Genomic DNA, 1,740 nt, shown 5'->3' on the forward strand with positions numbered 1-1,740 from the left:
TGAGCGCGTCGTAGGTGGTGGTGACGTAGAAGCTGGTCTCGGGCCAGGTCAGACGGGTGCGGTTGCCCGCTGCGTCGTACTGGTAGGCGAGCGTCTTGCCGCCGGCGGTGGTGCTGGTCAGGCGCCCGGCCGCATCCCACACGTAGGCCACGGTGTGGCTGTTGTCGGCGTACCTGGCTTGGGTACGACGGCCCAGCAGGTCGTAGGCGAAGGCGACGTTGTCCGCGGCCGTGGGGTAGCTGCGGCTGGTCAGGCGGTGCAGGTTGTCGTAGGCGAAGGTGACCGTCTCGCCACTGCGCTTCCTGTGGCTGATGAGACTGCCGACGGCGTTGTAGCCGTACTGCTCGTAGTCGGTGACCGCCACCGGGGCGGCGGCCGTCGGGCAAGTGGTGGCCGCGGCCGTTACCGCCGGGCCCAAGGCCTTCAGAAGCTTGCCGGTGGCAGTGTAAGCAGTCAATTTGCCGGTTTACCTCGATGCCGAAGTTCAGGCCTATCTCTCAGCGCACGCCAAAGCTCGCGTTGTCGAGGTCGGCCAGCTCGTCAATGAGCTGCTCAAGAAGGACATCGAACTCATTGAGGCGGCGCTGTAGCGCGTAGAAGTAGCAACGCCCGCGCAAGGCGGGCGTCTTCTCTGTGAAGAAGCATCAATCAGTGGCAGGAGGGCGTCGTGACGCACCCGAACCCCATGTCACCTTCCATCGTCAGGCACATGCACCATGAGCAGTTCGGCCCGATGAAGTAATGGTGTTGGGGAATCTCAATGAGTTCAGGAAGCGCTCGCCTGAACGCGTCGACAGTGCCTTCGAGTGCGAAGTCTGTCGCACTGTCACCTGCATAAAGCACAGCGCCAGTCAACTCAAACCTCGAACGCATCTCGTCGAAGAACTCCACAAACCGCTCAAGTTGCAGGGACTCGTCTTCCTCCGCGCACTCAATAGCGCCAGGGACGCGCTTCCAATCAATCTTCGAACCGCTCGCAGGGTATGCCTTCGAGAGTTGGCAGAAGACGTTGGCAGCGCCGCCGACCTCGCGAATCTGACCGGCATCGAATTCAGCTTTCAATGCCAATCGGAGATCATCCTCATACGTGCTCACGGTTTTTCCTTGACGAACTGCTTCACGATCTGATCGACCATGGACTGGTTACCTTCAAAAGTGAAGGTGTCCTTCTGCTTCCCGGACCAGACGTTAATGTGAGCGCCATGCCGCTCATCAAATTCAACACGGAAGCCAGACTTACCGTCTGCGGACTTCATGCCAATCGGCTTGCCAGCGTTGTCACCGAACTTCCCGAGAGTCGCTTGTTCAGCCTTGAATCCACGCCCTTCAAGCCACTGAACCGCCCCATTTCTCGCCTGATTGAAGTCCTTAAACGCGGTGCCTGCGCCCCTTGCAGCAGCCCCAACCAGATTATCCCCGGCCTTGAGCGCCAGCCCTGCGCCCTTGCCCATGCCAGGAAGGATGCCCAGCACCCCGATGCCGTAGTCGAGCATCGATGCGTTCGGATTCTGATAGGCCGAGTACAGATCATAACCGGGGACGAAACCCAGGGCGAACTGGCCCTCGCTCGTGGCCCCCAACTTGCCGATCAGCATCTGGGCCTCGGCCGCGGCCAACCCCGTCGGATCACTGAAGTTGACCGGGTTGTTCCCCACATACGCATACAGGTTCAGATCATCGGCCGTACCGATCGGGTCCGTCTGCAGGAAGCGCCCGAGTGCCGGCGAGTAGAACCGTGCC

The 1,740-nt window shown here is 60.8% G+C and carries 4 protein-coding genes; 1 reads left to right on the forward strand and 3 read right to left on the reverse strand.

The window, feature by feature from the left end:
• The coding region (locus DNK49_RS22935) for an RHS repeat domain-containing protein (protein WP_165843426.1) at positions 1 to 457 on the reverse strand (457 nt) is incomplete at its 3' end.
• A gap of 1 nt (position 458) precedes the next feature.
• Between DNK49_RS22935 and DNK49_RS25085 the strand changes: the two genes are divergently transcribed.
• Positions 459 to 590, forward strand: a complete 132-nt coding sequence (locus DNK49_RS25085; protein WP_279386438.1) for a hypothetical protein — start codon at positions 459 to 461, stop codon at positions 588 to 590.
• A gap of 58 nt (positions 591 to 648) precedes the next feature.
• On the opposite strand, the gene DNK49_RS22940 is transcribed toward DNK49_RS25085, so the two are convergent.
• Entirely contained in the window at positions 649 to 1,095 is a 447-nt protein-coding gene (locus DNK49_RS22940; protein ID WP_110530386.1) for a hypothetical protein, read from the reverse strand.
• Positions 1,092 to 1,740, reverse strand: a 649-nt coding sequence (locus tag DNK49_RS22945) for an RHS repeat-associated core domain-containing protein (RefSeq protein ID WP_133255162.1), incomplete at its 5' end; no start/stop codon positions are given. The genes DNK49_RS22940 and DNK49_RS22945, both read right to left, overlap by 4 nt.

Origin of the sequence: Parazoarcus communis SWub3 = DSM 12120, from assembly GCF_003226565.1 — a bacterium.
GTDB classification, from domain to species: Bacteria; Pseudomonadota; Gammaproteobacteria; order Burkholderiales; family Rhodocyclaceae; genus Parazoarcus; species Parazoarcus communis.